General features: G+C 37.9%; 2 protein-coding genes. Both read left to right on the top strand.

Annotated elements, in window-relative coordinates; genetic code table 11:
- Positions 1-474: 474 nt before the first annotated feature.
- Positions 475-1,335 (top strand): ATP phosphoribosyltransferase, encoded by an 861-nt coding sequence (locus HRT72_03860; protein ID NQY66842.1) that lies wholly within the window; start codon positions 475-477, stop codon positions 1,333-1,335.
- Positions 1,336-1,348: 13 nt separating this feature from the next.
- Positions 1,349-2,249: histidinol dehydrogenase (gene hisD, locus HRT72_03855; GenBank protein ID NQY66841.1), on the top strand; the 901-nt coding region annotated here is incomplete at its 3' end.

The following is a 2,249-nucleotide window of genomic DNA, read 5'->3' as shown; positions in this document are numbered from 1 at the left end:
CCAGAGCCAGATAGGCCTGTCATCCAAAGTACTGCTGCTTTTTGATTCAGCGCAGTTTCTTTGTCTTCTCTTTGGAGAAGTCTGTCAAATACTGGATGTATGTTGTTATCAGTCAATTTTGTGCTTCTTTTTGTTCAGGAATACTGGTGTAAAAAAGAGCACAAATTTAATAAATATCCCAATACTAGTAAGGGTAAATGGTCATAAATAATGGTATCGGAACAACGAATCTTAATAGACTATTACTTGCACCATGCTTTTCTATTTGTATAGCTAGTAAAAAGGCTTTATTTTTGCCACAGATGATAAGAATAGAGACAATATCAATATCAAGAAATGCGACATTTTCATGTGCGCATCATTTTCATCATGCCTCATAATCGGGGATTAAACAATACATTACTTTTAATAATCCCCATCTTGCGTGTAGTTCACGCTAATGGATGTACTATGTAAAAATATTTTATACAGATCATGGAAAGAAAATTAAGAATAGCAATTCAGAAATCGGGAAGGTTAAGTGAGAAGTCGCTTCAGCTTTTAAAGGAATGTGCCATTGGTTTTAATAGTGGATTTTTGCAATTGAAAGCCCAGTCTAGTGAGTTTCCTGCAGAATTACTCTATTTGAGAGATGATGATATTCCTGGATATGTTGAGAAAGGGATTGCGGATATTGGGATAGTAGGTCTTAATGTCGTTGAAGAAAAAGAGGTAGATATCGAAATCGTGGAGAGATTAGGGTTTGCCAAGTGTAAACTATGTATCGCCGTTCCAAAGGATGTTGATTTTAAAGGACCTCAAGATCTTAACGGGTCGACTATTGCAACTTCTTACCCAGTTATTTTAGGAAAGTATTTGAAGGAGCAGAATATCTCTGCAGATATACATTTAATCAATGGTTCTGTAGAAATTGCTCCGGCGATCAATTTAGCGCAAGCAATATTTGATATTGTAAGTACAGGAAGTACTCTTTTAAGTAATGGACTAAAGAAGGTAGAAGAAGTTACTTCTTCAGAAGCAGTATTAATTGGTAGCAATAATATGCCTGCAGAAAAGAAAGCGATTCTCGATCAGCTTATGATTCGAATAAGAGCTGTCCTTGCAGCAAAAGGCAAGAAATATGTTCTAATGAATGTTCCGACTGATAAGATTGATCAAGTTAGAGCTTTGCTTCCAGGAAAGAAGAGTCCAACGATTATGGCTTTGGCACAAGAGGGATGGAGTTCACTTCATACAGTAGTAGAGGAGAAGAAATTTTGGGAAATATTAGAAGATTTAAAATCCGCAGGAGCGGAAGATATTTTGGTATCTCCAATTGAGAAAATGATATTGTAGAAGAATTTTTATAATGAAAAAGGCATTATTTCCTGGTAGAGATCAATGGGCTGAAATCTGTTCACGTCCTGTTGCCGATCATTCCGCTATTCAAAAAATAGTTTGGGATATTATCGACAACGTAGGGATGAACAAGAATAAAGCGCTATTTGAGTATACAGCTAAGTTTGATGGTGCCGAACTTGACGATTTTAAAGTAAGCGAAGAAGAATTCATTGAGGCATCTAATTCGATCTCTCAAGAGTTAAAAGATGCGATAACTGTTGCTCAAAAAAATATTCAAAAATTTCATGAGTCTCAATTAAAAGACGAAGAGCCAATCGAGACAATGCAAGGCGTTACGTGCTGGAGAAAGAATGTGGCCATAGAAACCGTGGGATTGTATATCCCTGGAGGATCTGCCCCGCTTTTTTCAACCGTATTAATGCTTGGAATACCTGCAATGATAGCTGGTTGTGAGCGTATTGTTTTATGTACACCTGCTAATAAAAAAGGAAAAGTAAATGAAGGTGTTTTGTTTGCAGCAAGTATAGTTGGAATCACAGATATTTATAAAGCAGGAGGTGCACAAGCAATCGCGGCGATGGCAATTGGTACAGAGACTATCCCACGAGTAAACAAGATATTTGGACCAGGTAATCAATATGTAACTGCCGCCAAACAAAGCGCCTCTCAGTTGGGAGTGGCTATCGATATGCCGGCGGGTCCATCAGAGCTTTTGGTGATGGCTGATCAATCGGCTAACACCGAGTTTGTCGTAGCAGATTTATTATCGCAAGCTGAACATGGTGCCGATAGTCAGGTGATTTGTTTAGTAAAGACCGAAAATCAATTACTCAAAGTACAAGAGGAATTGCTGAATCAAATCGGATCGCTGCCTCGAAGAGACATGGCAAGAAAGGCCATAGAGAATT

It is taken from the genome of Flavobacteriales bacterium (assembly GCA_013214975.1).
Lineage (GTDB): Bacteria > Bacteroidota > Bacteroidia > DT-38 > DT-38 > DT-38.
This window is presented reverse-complemented; position numbering and strand designations above follow the sequence as displayed.

Coding starts and splice junctions, on each gene's coding strand:
- HRT72_03860 (NQY66842.1), top strand. CDS start 475: ATGGAAAGAAAATTAAGAATAGCAATTCAGAAATCGGGAAGGTTAAGT.